The organism is Paenibacillus sp. FSL L8-0470, assembly GCF_038008625.1.
Lineage (GTDB): Bacteria > Bacillota > Bacilli > Paenibacillales > Paenibacillaceae > Paenibacillus_AQ.
Genome location: NZ_JBBOZM010000001.1, coordinates 4,897,819 through 4,917,020, shown reverse-complemented (window position 1 = coordinate 4,917,020; position 19,202 = coordinate 4,897,819). Strand labels below are relative to the sequence as shown.

Sequence of the window (19,202 nt, the reverse complement as noted above, 5' to 3'; positions counted from 1 at the left end):
GGGATGGTCAATTCGCAGCATACCGTTATCGGTAAAATCAGCTATACCAACTCATGGCCGGTATTTCACAATTTTCACCCCTCTTCGTTAAGTTATCCTGCAGAGATGGTGAGTGAAGTGCCTGCCATTCTTAATCAGGGCATGGCTGAGGGCACTATCCATGTGGGTGCATTATCTTCCTTTGCCTATGCAGCAGCCAGTGACCGTCTGCTGCTGCTTCCGGATCTATCCGTCAGTGCGGAGGGACCGGTCAAATCAATTCTGCTGTTCTCCCGGATGCCTGTTCAGCAGCTTGGAAACGCGAGGATTGCCGTAACTAATACCTCCGCAACATCGGTGAATCTGCTGAAGATTCTGATGGAGAAAGCCGTTCATGGCAAACCGGAATATATCAGTGCAGAGCCTGATCTGGATCACATGATGGATCAGTCGGACGCCTGCCTCTTAATCGGTGACAATGCGATCAAAGCCTCGTGGCAGAATCAGGGCTACATCGTTACTGATTTGGGTGAACTGTGGAATGAGTGGACTGGACTCAGCATGACCTTTGCCGTCTGGGCGGTAAACCGGGAGGCAGCGAACAGTAAGCCTAAAGCGATTGCCGAAATTGCCGAGGCCTTTGCGGAAAGTAAAAGACGCGGAATCCGCGAACTCGCGCCAGTTATTCGGGAGGCGTGCATGGCTATCGGCGGAACGGCTGCCTACTGGGAAGGATATTTCCGTAATTTATGTTATGACTTTGGGGAAAGGCAGCAGGAAGGTCTGAACCTCTATTTCCGCTACGCCTATGAAATGGGCCTGCTGCCGCAGGAAGTGAAGATGGAGCTTTGGAGCCACAATCTGCTGACACGGGTGAAAGAATGAAACGAATGCAAATATTCGGTTTGCTGAACAAGGATATGGATCTGATCGAAAAAGAGCTGTACCGCAGCGTTCAAGGCGATGATGGTCTGCTGACAGAGACTTCCCTGCATCTGCTGAAGGCGGGCGGCAAACGTCTGCGTCCAGTATTTGTGCTGATGGGCGGCAAATTTGGCCAATATAATCTGGAGAAGCTGAAGCGTGTAGCTATCCCGCTTGAGCTCATACATAGTGCTTCGCTCGTTCACGATGATGTGATCGACGATGCAGAGCTGCGGCGTGGAGAGCTTACTGTCAAAGCGAAGTGGGGCGACAAGATCGCCATGTACACCGGGGACTATATTTATGCGAAAGCGCTCGTTATGACTTCGGAGCTGAAAAATCCCCGCATCCACCAAATCCTTTCCAAGGCGATGGTTGAAATGTCCATCGGAGAAATGGAGCAGATCCGTGATTTCTTCAACAGCGAGCAGAGTGTGCGCCACTATTTGCGGCGGATCCGCCGCAAGACGGCCTTGCTCATCGCGATCAGCTGCCAGCTGGGCGCGCTGGCAGCTGACGCGGAGCCGGAGACAGCCCGGCTGCTCTATAATTACGGATACAACGTCGGTATGGCGTTTCAGATCCGTGATGATCTGCTCGATCTTTCCGGAACGGAGAAGCAAATCGGCAAACCTCCGGGCAGCGATATGCGCCAGGGTAACATTACACTTCCCGTGATCTACAGCCTTGAGGACGACCGGCTTCGCGATTCGCTGCTGGAGGAGCTGGAGCTTATCCGTGAAGGGCAGCGGAGTGTGGGCCGGGCCATTGATCTGATCCTGTCAGGAGAAGGTATTGCCCGCGCAGAAGAGCTGGCTTCACGCTATATAGCCAAAGCACTGGCGGCGCTGGATGAGCTTCCGAACAACAAAACAAAGCGCAATCTGCGGGATATTGCATTTTTTGTAACAGGCAGAGCCTATTAGACTTCGCTCCTCTTTGAAATATAAGCGTTCACAGATGACCGGGTTTCTGATAATATCAGAAAATAAACCACTTGAATTCGCAGCGATGTACTAACCTATTCATAAAAATGGAGAGTGACTCTATGGAAAAAACGTATCTGATGATCAAGCCGGACGGAGTACAACGCGGATTGATCGGGCGTATTGTCGCCCGCCTGGAGGACAAAGGATTTAAGCTGATTGCCGCGAAGCTGATTACTGTCACAGAAGCACAAGCCAAGAAGCACTACGCAGAACACGAAGGTAAAGATTTCTTTCCTGAACTTGTGGGCTTTATCACCTCCGGTCCTGTGTTTGCCATGGTGTGGGAAGGCGATGATGTAGTGGCGCTGTCCCGTCTGCTGATAGGGAAGACCAAGGTAGGCGAAGCGTTGCCGGGTACAATCCGCGGCGATTTTGCCAGCCATACACCGCTTAACCTTATTCATGGATCGGATTCACCGGAAAGTGCTGAACGTGAAATTGCCAATTTCTTTGCTCCGAATGAACTGGCTCACTACAACAAAGACATCCAGGCATGGATGTAACATCAGGCGGGAGGCAGGAGAAGTCATATGGCAGAACGTGAAGAGATTGAAGCAGCAGATCCGGATTACACCGGGTTTATCCATAACGTCAAGCAAAGTACGGGAATCGATCTCGCCCAGTACAAGGAAGCACAGATGAAACGGCGTTTAACTACGCTGCGGATGAAGAACGGCTATCATTCATTTCAGGATTTTTATGCCGCAATGATGAAGGACAAGGCTTTATTTTATGAATTTCTGGACCGGATGACGATTAATGTCTCGGAGTTCTGGCGCAATCCGAACCGCTGGGAAGTCCTGCGGGATGTCATTCTGCCTGATTTGCAGCGCTCGGGGCGCCGGTTAAAGCTATGGAGTGCCGCCTGCTCTACCGGGGAAGAGCCCTATACGCTGGCGATGATTTTATCCGACAAAAATCTTCTTTCCCAGACCGGTATTCTGGCTACTGACATCGATGATGGAGCTCTGGCCAAAGCAAAGCAGGGCCTCTACTTGGAACGATCCTTAAAGGACGTGCCAAAAGATGTAGCCGCCCGTTATTTCGCACCGGAGGGACCGGTGTTCAAGGTCAGCGAGTCACTCAAAAAAAGTATTGATTTCCGCAAGCAGAACCTGCTGCTTGATAAGTTTGACGAAGGGTTTGACCTGATCATTTGCCGGAATGTGATGATCTATTTCACAGAAGAGGCTAAGAATAAGCTCTATCATAAGTTCTCGGACAGTCTGCGCCCGGGCGGATATTTGTTCGTGGGCAGTACGGAGCAAATCTTTACACCTGCGCAGTATGGCTTTGAATCGACGGAAACGTTCTTCTACCGGAAGAAATAGTGCTGTACCGCCCGATCTGGTAAACGTATACTTTCGCTTCTTTTCAGTGATACTGAGTAGTAGATACCCGTACGCTATGCGAAAGGTCGTAAATCCAGATGGACAAAAGCAAGGTCATTGCCGCGTACAGACGCGGCTTCCTTACCGTCCGCGAATGCGGGCAGATTCTAGGCATTGAGGAGCTGCAGCTGCAAAGCCTGCTGCAGCTTGAGGAGAGCAAGACGACATTACCTCCGTCAAACCGGAGGATCGGGGGCTGATTAGAGGCTCTTGACCCCGGACGCTCTGCAGCGCCGCTTTACTCGGAAGAGTATGGCGGCGCTGTTCTTTTATGGATGCGGGGCACCTGATTAGAGGCCATCCCTTTCTTGTCAAAGCGGATTCCCTATACTATAATGAGCAAAGACATTTAAGATTTTAGCGGTTTACAGTTTAAAAGTGTGAAGGGGGAACGCAGCATGAGTTTACGCTATTTAACAGCGGGGGAAACGCACGGCCCCCAGCTTACAGCAATTATTGAAGGACTGCCCAGCAATTTGACACTTAATTTCGAAGAGCTCAATTTTCAATTGCAGCGGCGCCAGAAGGGCTACGGCCGTGGCCGCCGGATGCAAATCGAGAAAGATACCGCACAGATTGTCGGCGGTGTACGCCATGGCTCTACGACAGGAGCTCCTGTAGCGCTGGTAGTAGAGAACAAGGACTGGACACACTGGAAGAACATTATGAATATCGAACCGATTCCCGGCAGCGACGAAGAGAAGCGGCGGGTAAACCGGCCGCGTCCAGGGCATGCGGATTTGAACGGCGGACTGAAATATAATCTTACCGACCTGCGGAATGTGCTGGAACGCTCCAGCGCCCGTGAAACGGCAGCAAGAGTAGCCGTAGGCGCTGTGGCCCGGCAGCTGCTGGCCGCTTTCGGAGTGAAGATTGCCGGACAGGTTATCCGGATCGGCGAGATTGAAGCGCCGGCCAACAATCTTCCGATTGATGAACTGATCGAGCTGACCGAAGCCTCTTCTGTGAGAGTTGTTGATAAAGAGACCGAACAGAAGATGGAGGCTTACATAGACAAGATCAAGGAGGAAGGCGACTCCATCGGTGGAATCGTGGAATGCGTCGTTGAAGGATTGCCTACCGGTCTTGGAAGCTATGTGCAATATGACCGTAAGCTGGATGCAGCTATCGCTGGAGCGGTAATGTCGATCAATGCCTTCAAGGGTGTTGAAATCGGTATTGGTTTCGAGGCAGGTGAACTGCGCGGCTCACAGGTCCATGATGAAATTATGTATGAAGCCTCACGAGGTTACTACCGGGCAAGCAACCGGCTGGGCGGCTTTGAGGGTGGCATGACGAACGGAATGCCGGTTGTTGTCCGCGGAGTGATGAAGCCGATACCTACACTTTACAAACCGCTGCAAAGCGTTGATATTGATACCAAAGAGCCTTTCACCGCGCAGGTGGAGCGTTCGGATGCCTGCGCTGTTCCGGCAGCTTGTGTTGTGCTGGAGAATGTCGTGGCTTGGGAGATCGCGAAGGCATTCCTGGATAAATTCGGCGGCGATTCCCTGGAAGAAATCAGAGCCAACTATAATAATTACTTGTCCCAACTGGAGAGCTACTGATTATGCGCAGTATTACTGTAGAATTGGGAGAACGTTCTTATCCGATCCATATCGGCAGCGGTTTGCTTCAGGGTATCGGTGAACGCTGCCAGGAAGCCGGATTTCCACTGCGCAGTCCGCTGCTGGTTGTCAGTGACAGTGAAGTTGCCCCACATTTTCTGGCCACGGTGGAAAGCTCCTTGCAGACTCAGGGATATACGGTCGTAAGCCATATTATCCCTGCCGGGGAGGCTTCCAAATCTCTGGCCGTATATGAAGAGGTTATCACAACAGCCATTCAGGCTGGTTTGGACCGCAGCTCGGCGGTATTGGCACTCGGTGGCGGTGTGGTCGGTGACCTGGCGGGTTTTGTGGCCGCTTCTTACATGCGCGGTATCGGCTTCCTGCAGATTCCGACAACCATCCTTGCCCATGACAGCAGTGTCGGCGGGAAGGTGGCTGTTAATCATCCGCTAGCCAAAAATATGATCGGCGCCTTCTATCAGCCGTCTATGGTGCTGTATGATCTGGACACGCTCCGTACCCTTCCGCTGCGCCAGATTTCTTCAGGGCTGGCCGAGGTTGTAAAACACGGCCTGATTCTGGACAGGGATTTTGCCTACTGGTGCCGTGATCATGCGGCAGAACTGCTTGAGTTGAACGTAGAAGCGCTTGGTTATGCGCTCGAGCGGGGCTGTGCGATCAAAGCCGCCGTAATCGGCAATGATGAGCGTGAGCATGGACAACGGGCCATACTGAACCTTGGTCATACCATTGGGCATGCGATCGAGGCAGTGGGGGGTTACGGTGTATTCCTGCACGGGGAAGCGATTGCCATCGGAATGGCCGGATCGGCTCTTTTAGCGGCCAAACTGGGCAAAGATAAGTCCATTTATGAAGACACGGTATCTATGCTGTCGGCGCTCGCCTTGCCGGTAAGACTGCCGGCGCAATATGGTGAGGATGAACTGATGGCGGCGATGATGCATGATAAGAAATTCAAAGAAGGCAAAATGACCTTTATCGTGCCAGATTCCATAGGTTCGGTCAGTATTGTCAATGATGTGCAGCAATCATCTGTTCGTGAGGTTATAGCGCAGCTTAAGAAGGAGGAAAGCCCATGGTAAACCGGGGGATACGCGGTGCAACAACCGTAGCGAAAAACGAGGAAAACGAGATCCTGCGTGAAACGGTTGTACTGTTGCGGGAAATCGTCGAACGCAATGACGTGATTGCAGAGGATATTTGCAGCGTATGGATTACGATGACTGCTGATCTGGATGCTACCTTCCCGGCAAGGGCGATCCGTGAGATTGAAGGCTGGGAGATGGTGCCGCTCATGTGTTCCGTCGAAATCCCGGTCAAGGGGAGCCTGCCACAGTGCATCCGCCTCATGGTGCAGGTCAACACCGATAAATCGCAGCGGGATATCCGCCATGTGTATCTGAACGAAGCCCAGAAGCTTCGCCCGGATCTATCACAGAGCAAGTAATAATTTGCAGATGCGGGGTTGTCAATGACCTCCATCATCATGTATAGTGGAGTTAGCCGAGTGAAGCAGAGTTTAGTTTAGATGAGATGAGTATAGCTGAGTTGAGTGCAGGATTTAGTTCGTATAGGCAATCCATTTATTTGTGATTCCCTTCTGGGATTATTTTGGTGTAGAGTTTCACAGCGCTACCCGTCTATTCCCACATAGGAGATATCCGCATATATGGCTCATAATGCCGGTCCTGAGCGCTTTTTCACATACTTACACTTATACAAACCTCTACTTCGGTAGAGGTTTTTCTGTATTTCGGACATAATATCAGATCCCAAGGAGGGTTTTCAAATGACGAACCCAAGAGTCGAAGAAGTAGTGGCGTTGTCCCGGGAGTATAACTTAATTCCGGTCGTAAAGCGGCTGCTTGCCGACATGGAGACGCCGATCCGGCTGTTCCAGCGTTTTGCCGAACAGGATCGTGCATTTTTGCTGGAAAGTGTAGAGGGCGGCATTCAATGGGCCCGTTATTCCTTTATCGGCAGTGATCCGTTCCTCATGATCTCCGGCAAAAAAGGCATCATTCACGTTGAAGTCGGCGGAGAGAAAAAACGGCTCTTGGGCAAGCCGGTCGAGGAGCTTAAAGCGCTGCTCCGCTCTTACCGCAGCCCGAAGCTGGAAGAAATGCCTCCCTTTACAGGCGGAGCCATCGGATTCTTCGGCTATGATCTGCTGCAGTATTACGAGAAGCTGTCGGCACATGCCGTAGATGATCTTAATATGGACGACATCCGCTTTATGTTCTGCGACCGGATCATTGTCTTTGATCATGTGAAGCAGCAAATCCTGCTTGTCGGCAATCTGCACATCAAGGACGGAGATACGGACTCGGACATCCGCGCAGGCTATGAAGAGCTTAGCCGCAAGCTGGAGGTTATGGCTGAAGAGCTGCAGAAGGAAGGACCGAAGGAAAACGTCAACCGGCGCAGCATACCGCAGGATATCGAGCTGGGCCAAATCCACTCCAACCTGACGAAGGAGCAATATATCGGCAATGTGGAGCAGGCCAAGGAGTACATCCGGGCCGGGGATATTTTTCAGGTGGTGCTGTCACAGCGGCTGCACATAGAAACGGAAGTATCGCCACTCCATGTGTACCGGATGCTGCGCACATTGAACCCTTCGCCGTACATGTATTATCTGAAGATGGATGAAGAGATCATTGTCGGCACTTCTCCCGAAGCGCTGGTGAAGGTGGACGGTGACCGGGTCAAAACCCGCCCGATTGCCGGAACCCGTCCTAGAGGCGCGAATGAAGCAGAGGACCGGGAGCTGGCTGAGGAACTGCTGCATGATGAGAAGGAACGGGCAGAACATCTGATGCTGGTCGATCTGGGGCGCAATGATTTGGGCAGGGTCTCCAAGTTCGGCACCGTCAAATGCGATTCCTTCATGGAAATTGAAAAATACTCCCATGTGATGCACATAGTTTCGAACGTATCCGGAACGCTTGACGAGAACAAGGATTTCTTCGACGCCTTCCTGTCCTGCCTTCCTGCCGGCACCGTTTCCGGAGCACCGAAGCTGCGGGCTATGGAGATTATCTCGGAGCTGGAACGCGAAGCAAGAGGCGCGTATGCCGGAGCCATCGGTTATCTCGGATTTTCCGGAAATATGGATTCCTGCATTACGATCCGCACCATTATCTTCCGCAAGGGCCGGGCTTATGTGCAGGCCGGGGCGGGCATTGTCTGGGATTCTGTTCCGGAGAAGGAATATGAGGAGACCCTCAACAAGGCAAAAGGGATGCTGAAGGCGATCCGCATGGCGGAAGCGATGTTCCCGGCTGAGGTGAAAGAAAAACAGGTAATCAACCAGGATTACATGTACGAATATACCCCTTAACCAGGGAATAGCAGAGATGAGCAGAGCAGAGAATGCTCCATAAAACCTAGTGAATGCTTACGAAGCGAGTTTTACTACGAAGATGAGCAGAGCAGAGAATGCTCCATAAAACTTTTAGCGTATGCTTCCGGTGTCAGTTTTGTTCGACGCGGGTTCAGGCTGCATATGCTCACAAAACTTAAGCGAATGCTTACGAAGCGAGTTTTATTACGAAGATGAGCAGAGCAGAGAATGCTCCATAAAACTTTTAGGAGGAAAAGAACTATGGAAGCAAGTCAATTGATGCAATCAGGAATTGCCGGACTGATCGAGGGCAGGGATCTAACCCGCACAGAGGCTCGTGAGCTTATGGGAACAATAATGGAGGGATCGGCATCGCCGGCGCAAATAGGCGCCTTGCTGACCGCATTGCGGATCAAGGGGGAAACGGTGGAGGAGATTACCGGTTTCGCTGAAGCCATGCGCGGTTTCGGCACTCCAGTGCTTACGGAGCGCACCCGGCTGCTGGATACCTGCGGAACCGGCGGTTCCGGAATCCATAAATTCAACATTTCTACGGCCTCGGCGATCATATCCGCAGCCGCTTCGGTCCGGGTCGCCAAGCACGGCAACCGTTCTGCTTCCGGCAGAGCGGGCAGCGCTGATGTGCTGGAAGCGCTGGGCGTCAACATTCATCTGAATGCGGAGCAGGCCCGGCAGTGCCTGGACAGCATCGGTATCTGCTTCCTGTTCGCACAAATCTATCATCCATCCATGAAGCATGCCGCTGCACCCCGCCGTGAGCTCGGCGTCCGGACCGTATTCAACATGCTTGGACCGCTGACCAATCCAGCGGGAGCCGACCGGCAGCTGATGGGCATTTATGACCGCAGCAAGACGGAAACAGTTGCGAATGTGCTGAAGGAGCTCGGCTCCAAGCGGGCGATGATTGTAAGCAGTCTGGATGGTCTCGATGAAATCAGTATTTCGGCACCTACACAGGTATCCGAGCTGAAAGACGGGGCTGTGTTTACCTATGAAGTGACTCCAGAGGAAATGGGCCTCAGCAGACATCCGCTGGAAGATGTGCTTGGCGGAGATGCAGCTGAAAATGCAGCGATTATCACCGCCGTGTTGGCCGGAGAAGTTAATCCTTACCGTGATATTGTATTGGTCAATGCAGGTGCTTGTATCTATGTCGCCGGATTGGCGGATACATTGAGAGATGGCGTAGAGAAAGCAAGAGAAGTAGTAGATTCAGGCGCGGCACTGCTCAAGCTGGAGCAGCTGAAAGTCATGACGAAGGAGCTTGATTATGTATCTTGAACGGATTGTTGCCACCAAAATCAAAGAGGTAGAGGCGCTGGCCGCGACTTTTTCGCTGGCTCAGGCTGAACTTGAAATTTCCGGGCTGCCGTCCACAAAAGGATTCCGTGATGCGCTCACGAAGCGGCGGAACAGAGAGATGGGGCTGATTGCGGAAGTAAAGAAGGCTTCCCCGTCCAAAGGTCTGATCCGGGCGGATTTTGACCCGGTTTCCATAGCGCAAGGCTATGAGGCGGGAGGTGCTGACTGCTTATCCGTTCTTACGGACAGCGAGTATTTTCAGGGCAGCGGTTTATACCTGCAGCAGGTTAGAAAGGCGGTAAGTCTTCCACTGCTGCGCAAGGATTTTATTATCGACGAGAAACAGATTTATGAGGCGCGTCTGCTGGGAGCGGATGCCATCCTGCTGATCGCGGCTATTCTGGACCCGAACCGGCTTGCTAACTTCACAGAGTTGGCTTCCTCACTGGGAATGGACGTACTTATTGAGATTCATGACCGCAATGAACTGGAAATGCTACTGGAGACCGGCAAAGCGGCACATCCGAATGTGCTGCTGGGAATCAATAACCGCAACCTGCATACCTTTGAGACCTCGCTTGCGACTACAGCAGAGCTGGCCACGCTTGCACCTAAGGGAGTGCCAGTGATTAGTGAGAGTGGAATTGCCGGGCCCGGCGATATAGATTATCTGAGCACAACCGGCGCCCTTGGCGTGTTGGTTGGAGAATATTTAATGCGTAAGCAGAACGTGGAGCAGGCGGTGAATGAGCTGCTGGGTCCGGTGCAGGCAGGGAAAGGCCGTGCCGTGCATGAGTGAGACAATGGTAAAAATCTGTGGACTTCAGGACGTTGAAGTGCTAAAATCTATGAAGCGATTACCACTGGATTATGTCGGTTTTGTCTTTGCTCCCAGCCGCCGCAGAATAACCTCGGAGCAGGCAGCAGTGCTTGCCGCGCAGCTTGCGGACTGGCAGGCAGACAAGGCTCCGGAAGCCGCAGGTGTGTTTGTGAACCCTGAACTGGCAGAGCTTCGGGAAATCATGAACGCAGTTCCACTGGGTGTGATACAGCTGCATGGGCAGGAAAGTGCGGAATTCTGCCGTGAGGTTAAGCTGGCGTTTCCGCAGGTACAGGTCTGGAAGGCTCTTTCTGTGGTCAGCCGTGATACGGAACAAGCTTCGGATAGCTATAGTAGCCTGGAAAGCTATGCCGGTGTGGTGGATGCATTGCTGCTGGATACTTATGATCCGCAGGGCGGCGGTTCAGGCCGGACATTTGATTGGGCACGTATTCCTCACTTCCAGCAGGCGGCAGCGGCGTATGGGCTGCCTTTATTTATCGCCGGGGGTCTGGAGCCGAGGAATGTCAGTGAATTGCTTACGGGCTACGCCCCGGATGGCGTGGATGTTTCCAGCGGAGTGGAGAGCGGCGGAATTAAGGATATTGTTAAAATGACAGCTTTTGTGGAGAGGGTGAAGCAATCATGATACAAGTACCGGACATCAATGGGCGTTTTGGTTCTTTTGGAGGCCGCTTCGTTCCTGAAACTTTAATGAATGCACTGATTGAGCTGGAGGAAGCCTACCGCAAGTATTCGGGGGAACCGGCTTTTCAGGAAGAAATAGATTATTTGCTGAAGCAGTATTCCGGACGGGAGACTCCGCTGTATTATGCGGAACGTTTCAGCAAACATATCGGTGAGGCTAAGATCTATCTAAAGCGTGAAGACCTGAATCACACCGGAGCACATAAGATCAACAATGCGATCGGTCAGGGAATATTGGCCAAGATGATGGGCAAAACGAAGGTTATTGCCGAGACAGGTGCAGGCCAGCATGGCGTAGCTACGGCTACGGTGGCAGCGCTCCTTGGGATGGAGTGCAAGGTGTTTATGGGGGAGGAGGATACTCGCCGCCAAGCGCTTAACGTTTTCCGTATGAAGCTGCTGGGGGCAGAGGTTATACCGGTGACTTCCGGATCACGGACGCTCAAGGATGCAGGGAATGAAGCGCTGCGCTACTGGGTCAGCAATGTTGAAGATACCTTTTATATCTTAGGCTCTGCAGTTGGGCCGCATCCTTATCCGATGATGGTCCGCAACTTCCAGCGGATTATCGGCGATGAGACCCGCCGCCAGATTCTGGAGGCCGAAGGCAGGCTGCCGGATCTGCTGGTTGCTGCCGTAGGCGGAGGAAGCAATGCAATCGGTATGTTCTATCCGTTCATGGAGGATGAGAATGTCGGCATGATCGGAGTAGAGGCTGCAGGCAAGGGGATCGATACCCCTTTTCATGCTGCGACAATGAGCAAGGGAACCCATGGAGTATTTCAAGGCTCCCTGAGCTATCTGCTGCAGGATGAACATGGACAGGTTACAGAGGCGCATTCCATCTCTGCCGGATTGGATTATCCGGGAGTTGGCCCTGAGCATTCCTACCTCAAAGACATAGAGCGTGCCCGATACGTGCCGGTTACGGATGAGGAAGCGCTTGAAGCTTTGAAGCTGCTGTGTATGACTGAAGGCATTATTCCGGCTCTGGAGTCGGCCCACGCTTTGGCGCATGTTGCTAAGATCGGACCCACGCTCACCAAGGATGATATTGTAGTCATCTGTCTGTCCGGGCGCGGCGACAAAGACGTGGAATCTATAATGGCCTATACGGAAGGAGCGGGTAAGCAATGACAACGGACACGACAAACCGGATGGATTTGACCTTCCGGCAGCTTAAAGAGGCCGGACGGACGGCCTTGATTCCTTTTCTAACGGTAGGCGATCCGGATCTGAAGACCACGCTTGATATCATTGCCGAACTGGAGGCAGCGGGTGCAGATATTCTGGAGCTGGGCGTTCCTTACTCCGACCCGCTCGCGGATGGTCCGGTGATCCAGCGGGCATCGGCTAGAGCGCTGCGAGGCAGCATTAACCTTCGAACCTGTATGGAAACGGCACTGAAGGCCCGACAGGCGGGAAGCGAGCTTCCGTTCATTTTGTTCACCTATTATAATCCGGTTATGCAGATGGGCTTGGACACCTTTTTTGCAGAGCTTGAGACCCACGAAATCAGCGGCCTGATCATTCCCGATCTGCCTGTGGAGGAGTCCGGGGAGATGCGCCTGCGTAGCCGTGAGGCTGGTGTGAATCTGATACCGCTTGTCGCGCCGACCTCCAGTGAGCGGATTGCCAAAATTGTCTCCGGTGCCAGCGGTTTTGTCTATTGTGTCTCCTCCCTTGGTGTGACAGGCGAAAGATCGTCGTTTCATACCGGAGTGGATGACTTTATTGAATCCGTACGCCGGGCAACAGACTTGCCGGTAGCTGTTGGATTTGGCATCTCGACGGGCGAGCAGGTGGCACGGTTTGCCCGCATTTGCGACGGTGTGGTCGTAGGCAGTGCCATTGTCCGCAAGGTGGAGGATGTGATTCCGCTGCTGGACAATCCGGATACCCGCAGCCAAGGACTGTTGCAAATTCGTGAATTTGTGGCACAATTAAGACCATAACGGTCTGCTAACAGATCTGAGAGCAGCTATCTTACCCATGGAGAGCGAGGAACATAAATGAATCCGAAACCAAATATTATCAACCTCCCTGTCTACAAGCCAGGCAAACCTATTGATGAGGTTAAGAAAGAACTGGGCTTAAGCGAGGTCATTAAACTGGCGTCCAATGAGAACCCCTATGGACCTTCGCCGAGCGCAAAAGCTGCTATTATTGCCGATCTGGACAATCTTTTTCTGTATCCTGATGGCGCGGCCGCTGATTTGACAAGCGCACTGGCAAGCCACCTTGGCGTGGAGAACGACAATATCATATTCGGCTGCGGCTCCGATGAAATCATCGCCTTGATTACACGTGCCTTTTTCCTGCCGGGTGACGAGACAATTATGGCAGATCAGACCTTCTCCGTATACAAGAGCAATGCCGATATCGAAGGTGCTGTTTCGATAGAAGTGCCTCTGGCAAAAGGTACACATGATCTTGATGCGATGCTGGCTGCAGTGACGGAACGGACAAAGGTGATCTGGATCTGTAATCCCAATAATCCAACCGGTACGATTGTGCCTGAAGAGGCGCTGGTCACTTTCCTGAACGCGGTTCCTGCGAATGTAATGGTGGTGCTCGATGAAGCCTACTCCGAATACGTAACAGACCTTTCCTATTCCGACGGAATTAAGCTGCTCGCTAAGTATCCGAATCTGGTTGTGCTGCGCACCTTCTCCAAGATTTATGGGTTGGCTGCACTCCGCATCGGCTATGGTGTTGCAAGTCCGCAGATTATCAAGCTGATTAATCAGGTTCGGGAACCTTTCAACACCTCCCGTCTAGCCCAGGCTGGCGCCTTGGCTGCACTGGCTGACCAGGATTATGTGCAGGAATGCCGCCGTCTCAACAGCGCGGGCATCATTCAGCTTCAGGGAGAATTCAAACGCCTGAGCCTGGACTTTTTCCCGGCACACGGTAATTTCATTATGGTAGATGTACGCAAGCCTGCAACCGAAGTATTCGACGCCTTGCTGCGCCAAGGCATCATTGTAAGAGCAGGCCACAGGCTTTACCCGACTTATATCCGTGTTACTGTCGGGTCGACAGAGCAGAACAAGGCTTTTATCGCCGCTTTGGAGCGGGTCCTTAAAGATCAGAAGGTACAGGTGTAACCTGTACAGACAAGACGATACCTATAGAAGGCAGGTAGTACAAAGAACATGACGACAAAAATAGCCATTTTCGGTGTCGGTCTGATCGGAGGCTCACTGGCCCTTTGCTTCAAAGGCAAGAAGGGCCTGACCGTCGTAGGCCATGCCCATCGTCCTGAATCCGCAATTAAATATGTCAGCAGAGGTGTTGTCGATCAGGCAACACTTTCTGTTGAAGAAGCGGCGCTGGACGCCGATTTTATTTTTCTATGCGTGCCTGTAGGCATGCTGGAGGATTATTTGCAGCAGTTAAGCAAGCTTCCGCTGAAACCCGGCTGCATCATTACGGATGTCGGCAGCACCAAGGCCAGCATTGCCGCCTGCGCGGTTTCACTGGACTTTCCTGATGTGCATTTCATAGGCGGGCATCCCATGGCCGGTTCCGAACGCTCCGGTGTGGAAGCAGCCTCCTCACTGCTGTTTGAGAATGCCTATTATGTGCTGACGCCTCCGCCGGGAGTGCCGGAAGAAGCATATCATGCACTTGAATCCTTGCTATTACATACAAGAGCGCAGATTGTCCGGCTCGATCCTGAACGCCACGATGAAATCGTCGGTGCGATCAGCCATCTTCCGCATATTATTGCCGTCGCGCTTGTGAATCAGATTCACGCCTATGATAATACGGATTCCCTGTACAGTACTTTGGCTGCAGGCGGTTTCCGCGATATCACACGGATTGCTTCCAGCGATCCGATCATCTGGCGCGATATTCTGCTTAACAACCGTACGGTGATGCTGCGCTTGCTGAAGGATTGGAATCAGGAGGTATCTTCATTTATCCAATTGCTGGAGACGGCGGACGGAGAAGGCATTGAGGAGGCTTTCAGCGAAGCTAACGGCTTCCGCAGCCAGCTGCCGGAGCGCCGCAAAGGAATGATTACGCCATTGTTCGATCTCCATATTGATGTTCCCGATCATCCGGGTATTATCGGGCGAATCGCTACGGAGCTGGGGGATCAGGGTATCAACCTTAGCAATGTGCAGATTATTGAAAGCCGTGAAGACGTTCCCGGCATTATGCGGCTGTCTTTCCGTCAAGAGAATGACATGGAGCGGGCTAAGATTCTGCTGCAGCACAACGATTATACGGTATATGTGTAGAAGCCGGGGCGAATGCCCCGGCTTTTTTAAAAATATAGGAATTTATATGCTTCACGCTATATAAATTGTAGTAAGTTATCGGACTCCACGCAAATTAACTGAGTAAACTTCGAAGTCAAAACCCTGTTTGTTTTAGGTTACAGCGCACCTCTGCCTGAAAATGGACAAAAAAAGACCGCTTACAAAGTAAGCGGCTACAATTCACAATGAATTGGAATTGTGCAGTGTTTGGATAGGAGTGGAGAGAAACCATACTGTACTTTTATTATATGTATCCGTTTACATTTTGTCAACACTTTATTTAAACTTTATTTTCCAAATCGCAGGTCAGGCCATTCGGAATTGATAAGAAAGAGCGTTTCGATGACTTTTTATGTGCACAGATGGCAGGCTTTGGAATGAAGCAGGATTCGACTTAATATCCTAAATGTAAAATAGTGTGTTGTTGCCTCGAGTCTATTAATGTCATCCTGTTAGAATCTATGCTATACTGGGTTAAGTATGTTAATAGATTCCTTTCCATAATCATCAAAAAAGAGCCGTGCGGGATGTAAGGAAACCTGTAAAGATGCGTATTTATTTCTGTATTTACATGTGGCATGCCTTTTTTACCGGGTATTTGAATATACATAGGAAGTATTTCATAAAACGGTACAAATTTAGCGTAATAGCGCAACTTTTTAAGCCCCGACCGGTATAAGTAGTTACAGACCGGCCGGGATTAAACGTGCAAGGGCGAGGAGGGCCGAACTCACCATGACGGATTCCCAGTTGATCCAGCTTATTAAGCAAGGAAACACAGAATTATACTCGGAACTGATGCGAAGATACCAACGAAAAATATTGGCTTTTGTCTATCATATGCTTAAGAATTCCCATATGGAGCTGATTGCTGAAGATCTCTGCTCGGAGACCTTTTATAAGGCGTTCCGCAGCTTGCATTCCTTCCGTGAAGTGGATGCTTCATTCTCAACATGGCTGTATACAATCGCCCGCAATACGGTGCTGAGTGAGCTTCGCAAGAATCGTGCAGGCAATGTATCTCTTGAGGAAAGCGGCTATACTCCTGTAGCTCCGCCGGAGGTAGCGCCGGAGCAAGCGGCACTTCGTAAGGAACGGATGATGCTGGTCCGTGAAGCGATCAATAATCTACCGGAGAAGCAGCGTTCTGCACTCATTCTGCGTGAATATGATCAAATGGATTATCAGGAAATCGCCATTATTTTGGATCAGAGTGTCAGCTCCGTGAAATCATTATTGTTCCGTGCCAGGAGCAGTGTGAAGCTCCAGCTCGAGTCCTATTTCTATGAGCCTGAACTTGAAGAGCAGGCTGAGAGGGTGTAAGGCCAATGAACTGCAGGGAAGCGCAAGATTTCATTCCGCTATTGTGGGACGCTCCCCCCACCGACCCCAAGCGGATTGAACTTGAGAGGCATATTGCAAGTTGCCCGTACTGCGCCTCCGAGTGGGCATTGTGGCAGGAGAGCAGTGAGCTTATGCTTGAGGCGAAGGTAGAAGTCAGCGAAGAACGTGCGGAAGCTATAAACCTTAGGGTTATGGAGCGGATTTATCTCGAGAGTCCCTGGCTGATGCCCGGGGACGGGAAATCTGCCGGTAATTCTACAGTTTTCCGCCGCCGGATAAGCCTTTGGATTGCCTGCTTTCTGGCAGTGTTTCTATCGAGCTTCCTATATTTCACTATGTTTAAGACATCCCATAACACAACCACAGCGCAAAGCGGAATTGTGGATACGGGTGTGGCCGGCCTTTCACTAGGATGGTCACCGGCTTATCCTGTTCTTGAATCAGAAGGCGGCATTATCGAGCCGCTTGTAGTAAGTATGGGGCCAACCCATCCACAATATTGGATGATGCTGTCCATGCTAGGGGTAGGCTTATCGATATTTTTGCTCATCCGGTTGAACCGTTACCGCAGACAATGAGGGGCTCCCTTTACTACCAAGTAAAGCGGGCTTTTTTTGTTGTCTTGTTTCCGTGCAGGAAGAGCGAAAAGGCATAATAATCTTTCGAAAAGAAGACATTTGTTTTCATTCATGATACATTATTAAGCAAACATAAAGGAGGGGAAGGGTGATGGCAATGCTTATCGGCTTAGTACGCCATGGGCTGACCGATTGGAATGCGGAAGGAAAGATACAGGGGCAAAGTGATATTCCGCTTAACGATGAGGGCCGGAGGCAGGCTGAGATGCTGGGAGACAGGCTTCTGCAGGAACCTTACCGCTGGGACTACTGCATTACCAGCAGTCTTTCCCGTGCAGCGGAGACAGGGAAGATCGTAGCTGCCAAGCTGGACATTCCACTGCTTGAACCCGATCACCGGATCCGTGAGCGTGCCTATGGGCAGGTGGAAGGCATGACTGCCATGCAGCGGGAGGAGAAGTGGGGCAAAGAGTGGAACCTGCTGTCGCTGGGTCAAGAAACGGATGAACAGCTGCAGGTACGCGGTCTGGCTTTTCTAGAGGATCTATCGGCCCGTTACCCGGAGAGCAATGTGCTGGTAATTTCCCACGGCGGCTTTCTGGCTCAGCTGTACACCGCGCTTTATAAGGACAAGTACACAGAACGTCTTGGCAATCTGTCGCTGACCATTCTGGAGAAGAAGGAACTGGAATGGAGTCCGCTGTTATACAATTGTACACGTCATATCTTGCAAAATCAGCGTTAACCCGAAGCCTCGGGTTATTTTTTTTGCGTAATAAGGAATAAAAAGGGCTGTATTTCCCATAATGGTAGTAAAACGGTGAGGCGATAAAAGATGAATCTGGCGGATATGCTCACTTACGCAGACATTGGTCAGCTTACCGCCATTGCGGGGCGCTACCAGTGCGATTGCAAACGAAATTCTAAACATGATTTGATTCAGAGTATACTGATCACGCTAGGAAGCCGCGATTTCATGGAGACTCATATCCGGGATTGCACCCCGGAGGAACTGCGGTTTCTCAACACACTGTTGTTCGACGAACGCAGCAAATTCAGTCTTGAAGATTTGCTGGCTGCCGCGAGGCAGGCCTGCTTTGATGCACCTGCCGGCAAAACCGGCGGTTACCGTGAGATGGTCAGCCGGTTCAAAAGCGGCGGATGGCTCTTCAGCGGCGCCTCACAGCAGAGCAGATACCTCTTTCAGGTGCCGGAGGATCTGAAGAACCGTTTCCGCGAGAGGATGGGCCAGCATATCAAGGAACATGTGGTCCGGAGCAGCGAGCCAGCGGTATACCGCGGGGAAGGTGACCTGCTGGCGGGCGATCTGCTGATGTTCCTGCGTTATGTGATGGACAATGAGCTGGAGCTGAACCAGGAGGGTGCCCTCTATAAACGTTATCAGCAGGGCGTAATGAACGCGATCCAAGTTCCTGAGCCGCTGCTGGGCAAGGGGGGCTGGAGATTCGGTTACGGCAGAGCATGCGAGCATTATCCGCCAAGAATGGCGCTTCTGTATGATTATGCGAGGCACCGCCGCTATATTTCGGAAGAAGGTTACCGTTTGAAGTTGACCTCGGCAGGTGAGACGCTGCTTGCGGAAGGAAAATCAGAAAGACTGATGCAGTTATTCACCTTTTGGTTAAAACTCTATAAAGGTGCTGTTCCTAATCTTCCATCGCTCGTATACTGGATTAGCGTAAGTGCGGAAGAGTGGGTGAGCGTTTCTTCCTTAGTGGAGGGATTGGGCTGGCTGATCAAACCGTTTTATTATGATGATGCCGCATCGATCCTGGAACAGCGTATTTTGCGGATGATGCTGCATCTTGGAATGATCCGGCTTGGGGAGACACCTGAAGGTCCGGTAGTCCAAATGACGCCATGGGGGACAGAAGCTGCTACTCCGAAGCGACTGCCGAAGTAAGGGGGAGGAA

General features: G+C 51.6%; 20 protein-coding genes. All 20 read left to right on the top strand.

Features of this window, described 5'->3' with window-relative positions:
- Positions 1-3 precede the first annotated feature (3 nt).
- Positions 4-864, top strand: coding sequence for a menaquinone biosynthetic enzyme MqnA/MqnD family protein (locus NST99_RS22520; protein WP_341094517.1), 861 nt, complete (start codon positions 4-6; stop codon positions 862-864).
- Entirely contained in the window at positions 861-1,829 is a 969-nt protein-coding gene (locus tag NST99_RS22515; protein ID WP_341094515.1) for a polyprenyl synthetase family protein, read from the top strand. The genes NST99_RS22520 and NST99_RS22515 overlap by 4 nt, the downstream gene beginning before the upstream one ends.
- Positions 1,830-1,951: 122 nt before the next feature.
- Positions 1,952-2,395, top strand: a complete 444-nt coding sequence (gene ndk, locus NST99_RS22510) for a nucleoside-diphosphate kinase (protein ID WP_076109858.1) — start codon at positions 1,952-1,954, stop codon at positions 2,393-2,395.
- A gap of 27 nt (positions 2,396-2,422) precedes the next feature.
- Positions 2,423-3,223 carry a CheR family methyltransferase gene (locus NST99_RS22505; RefSeq protein ID WP_341094513.1) on the top strand — a complete coding sequence of 267 codons (801 nt, stop codon included), beginning with the start codon at positions 2,423-2,425 and terminating at the stop codon, positions 3,221-3,223.
- Between the two features lie 98 nt (positions 3,224-3,321).
- Complete coding sequence (locus tag NST99_RS22500; protein WP_179091700.1) at positions 3,322-3,483, top strand: hypothetical protein; 162 nt, start codon at positions 3,322-3,324, stop codon at positions 3,481-3,483.
- Between the two features lie 198 nt (positions 3,484-3,681).
- Positions 3,682-4,851: a chorismate synthase gene (gene aroC, locus NST99_RS22495; protein ID WP_038594501.1), complete on the top strand. Its 1,170-nt coding sequence runs from the start codon at positions 3,682-3,684 to the stop codon at positions 4,849-4,851.
- A gap of 2 nt (positions 4,852-4,853) precedes the next feature.
- The gene (gene aroB / locus NST99_RS22490) at positions 4,854-5,957 is read left to right on the top strand and encodes a 3-dehydroquinate synthase (protein ID WP_341094511.1); all 1,104 of its coding nucleotides are present in this window, start codon (positions 4,854-4,856) and stop codon (positions 5,955-5,957) included.
- Complete coding sequence (aroH, locus tag NST99_RS22485; protein ID WP_341094509.1) at positions 5,951-6,322, top strand: chorismate mutase; 372 nt, start codon at positions 5,951-5,953, stop codon at positions 6,320-6,322. The genes aroB and aroH overlap by 7 nt, the downstream gene beginning before the upstream one ends.
- A gap of 342 nt (positions 6,323-6,664) precedes the next feature.
- Positions 6,665-8,218, top strand: a complete 1,554-nt coding sequence (trpE, locus tag NST99_RS22480) for an anthranilate synthase component I (protein WP_341094507.1) — start codon at positions 6,665-6,667, stop codon at positions 8,216-8,218.
- A gap of 264 nt (positions 8,219-8,482) precedes the next feature.
- A complete protein-coding gene (gene trpD, locus NST99_RS22475) occupies positions 8,483-9,523 on the top strand; it encodes an anthranilate phosphoribosyltransferase (protein ID WP_341094505.1) in 1,041 nt (346 codons plus the stop codon).
- On the top strand, positions 9,513-10,343 hold the full coding sequence (gene trpC / locus NST99_RS22470; protein ID WP_341094503.1) for an indole-3-glycerol phosphate synthase TrpC: 831 nt from the start codon (positions 9,513-9,515) through the stop codon (positions 10,341-10,343). Before trpD ends, trpC begins: the two co-directional genes overlap by 11 nt.
- On the top strand, positions 10,336-11,013 hold the full coding sequence (locus NST99_RS22465; protein ID WP_341094501.1) for a phosphoribosylanthranilate isomerase: 678 nt from the start codon (positions 10,336-10,338) through the stop codon (positions 11,011-11,013). The genes trpC and NST99_RS22465 overlap by 8 nt, the downstream gene beginning before the upstream one ends.
- Positions 11,010-12,209 carry a tryptophan synthase subunit beta gene (trpB, locus tag NST99_RS22460; protein ID WP_341094499.1) on the top strand — a complete coding sequence of 400 codons (1,200 nt, stop codon included), beginning with the start codon at positions 11,010-11,012 and terminating at the stop codon, positions 12,207-12,209. Before NST99_RS22465 ends, trpB begins: the two co-directional genes overlap by 4 nt.
- Entirely contained in the window at positions 12,206-13,027 is an 822-nt protein-coding gene (gene trpA, locus NST99_RS22455) for a tryptophan synthase subunit alpha (RefSeq protein WP_341094498.1), read from the top strand. The genes trpB and trpA overlap by 4 nt, the downstream gene beginning before the upstream one ends.
- A gap of 57 nt (positions 13,028-13,084) precedes the next feature.
- Positions 13,085-14,182, top strand: coding sequence for a histidinol-phosphate transaminase (gene hisC / locus NST99_RS22450; protein ID WP_341094495.1), 1,098 nt, complete (start codon positions 13,085-13,087; stop codon positions 14,180-14,182).
- Positions 14,183-14,230: 48 nt separating this feature from the next.
- Positions 14,231-15,325 (top strand): prephenate dehydrogenase, encoded by a 1,095-nt coding sequence (locus NST99_RS22445; protein WP_341094493.1) that lies wholly within the window; start codon positions 14,231-14,233, stop codon positions 15,323-15,325.
- Between the two features lie 756 nt (positions 15,326-16,081).
- Complete coding sequence (locus NST99_RS22440) at positions 16,082-16,669, top strand: RNA polymerase sigma factor (RefSeq protein ID WP_038594474.1); 588 nt, start codon at positions 16,082-16,084, stop codon at positions 16,667-16,669.
- Between the two features lie 5 nt (positions 16,670-16,674).
- Complete coding sequence (locus NST99_RS22435; RefSeq protein WP_341094491.1) at positions 16,675-17,268, top strand: anti-sigma factor; 594 nt, start codon at positions 16,675-16,677, stop codon at positions 17,266-17,268.
- Between the two features lie 157 nt (positions 17,269-17,425).
- Positions 17,426-18,013, top strand: a complete 588-nt coding sequence (locus NST99_RS22430; protein WP_341097725.1) for a histidine phosphatase family protein — start codon at positions 17,426-17,428, stop codon at positions 18,011-18,013.
- A 90-nt stretch (positions 18,014-18,103) separates the two neighbouring features.
- Positions 18,104-19,192 carry a hypothetical protein gene (locus NST99_RS22425; RefSeq protein WP_341094489.1) on the top strand — a complete coding sequence of 363 codons (1,089 nt, stop codon included), beginning with the start codon at positions 18,104-18,106 and terminating at the stop codon, positions 19,190-19,192.
- Positions 19,193-19,202: the final 10 nt, after the last annotated feature.

Bases quoted from the DNA above. Each gene is read 5' to 3' on its own strand.
- NST99_RS22520 (WP_341094517.1), top strand. From the start codon at position 4: ATGGTCAATTCGCAGCATACCGTTATCGGTAAAATCAGCTATACCAAC.
- NST99_RS22515 (WP_341094515.1), top strand. From the start codon at position 861: ATGAAACGAATGCAAATATTCGGTTTGCTGAACAAGGATATGGATCTG.
- ndk (WP_076109858.1), top strand. From the start codon at position 1,952: ATGGAAAAAACGTATCTGATGATCAAGCCGGACGGAGTACAACGCGGA.
- NST99_RS22505 (WP_341094513.1), top strand. From the start codon at position 2,423: ATGGCAGAACGTGAAGAGATTGAAGCAGCAGATCCGGATTACACCGGG.
- NST99_RS22500 (WP_179091700.1), top strand. From the start codon at position 3,322: ATGGACAAAAGCAAGGTCATTGCCGCGTACAGACGCGGCTTCCTTACC.
- aroC (WP_038594501.1), top strand. From the start codon at position 3,682: ATGAGTTTACGCTATTTAACAGCGGGGGAAACGCACGGCCCCCAGCTT.
- aroB (WP_341094511.1), top strand. From the start codon at position 4,854: ATGCGCAGTATTACTGTAGAATTGGGAGAACGTTCTTATCCGATCCAT.
- aroH (WP_341094509.1), top strand. From the start codon at position 5,951: ATGGTAAACCGGGGGATACGCGGTGCAACAACCGTAGCGAAAAACGAG.
- trpE (WP_341094507.1), top strand. From the start codon at position 6,665: ATGACGAACCCAAGAGTCGAAGAAGTAGTGGCGTTGTCCCGGGAGTAT.
- trpD (WP_341094505.1), top strand. From the start codon at position 8,483: ATGGAAGCAAGTCAATTGATGCAATCAGGAATTGCCGGACTGATCGAG.
- trpC (WP_341094503.1), top strand. From the start codon at position 9,513: ATGTATCTTGAACGGATTGTTGCCACCAAAATCAAAGAGGTAGAGGCG.
- NST99_RS22465 (WP_341094501.1), top strand. From the start codon at position 10,336: ATGAGTGAGACAATGGTAAAAATCTGTGGACTTCAGGACGTTGAAGTG.
- trpB (WP_341094499.1), top strand. From the start codon at position 11,010: ATGATACAAGTACCGGACATCAATGGGCGTTTTGGTTCTTTTGGAGGC.
- trpA (WP_341094498.1), top strand. From the start codon at position 12,206: ATGACAACGGACACGACAAACCGGATGGATTTGACCTTCCGGCAGCTT.
- hisC (WP_341094495.1), top strand. From the start codon at position 13,085: ATGAATCCGAAACCAAATATTATCAACCTCCCTGTCTACAAGCCAGGC.
- NST99_RS22445 (WP_341094493.1), top strand. From the start codon at position 14,231: ATGACGACAAAAATAGCCATTTTCGGTGTCGGTCTGATCGGAGGCTCA.
- NST99_RS22440 (WP_038594474.1), top strand. From the start codon at position 16,082: ATGACGGATTCCCAGTTGATCCAGCTTATTAAGCAAGGAAACACAGAA.
- NST99_RS22435 (WP_341094491.1), top strand. From the start codon at position 16,675: ATGAACTGCAGGGAAGCGCAAGATTTCATTCCGCTATTGTGGGACGCT.
- NST99_RS22430 (WP_341097725.1), top strand. From the start codon at position 17,426: ATGCTTATCGGCTTAGTACGCCATGGGCTGACCGATTGGAATGCGGAA.
- NST99_RS22425 (WP_341094489.1), top strand. From the start codon at position 18,104: ATGAATCTGGCGGATATGCTCACTTACGCAGACATTGGTCAGCTTACC.